The organism is Mesorhizobium sp. 128a (assembly GCF_053848025.1).
Genome location: NZ_JBSPKY010000119.1, coordinates 1 through 330 on the forward strand (window position 1 = coordinate 1; position 330 = coordinate 330).

Genomic DNA, 330 nt, shown 5'->3' on the forward strand with positions numbered 1-330 from the left:
TGGTCCCCAGCCGACCTGACGAGACCGGCGTTCGGGTAGCGGCTTTCCAGTGACCGCTAGGCCGATAAGGGCAACCTGCACGTCGTGGTGTTGCCACTCGGCTACAGCGGACTCAATCAAGCCTGTTGTACAAGCTGTCTTGCTGTGGGCTGCCTGGATATCTTTGGCGGGCCGTCCAGGAACGAGGCGCAGTTTGAGGGAAGATGGCCCGTCGGCATTGCCGGCGGGTTTTTCTTGATATCAGCCGCCAAGGAACCGGCACCGACCGCCGGAATTAGGTGAATGGTAGGCGGTGTAACTTTCTTCGGGGAGTAAGCCATCTGCTGCCCG

General features: G+C 60.3%; 1 protein-coding gene. It reads right to left on the reverse strand.

Going from position 1 to position 330, the window contains the following annotated elements; all coding sequences use genetic code 11:
- Positions 1-116: 116 nt before the first annotated feature.
- Positions 117-330: hypothetical protein (locus ACWTU9_RS33335; protein ID WP_455862036.1), on the reverse strand; the 214-nt coding region annotated here is incomplete at its 5' end.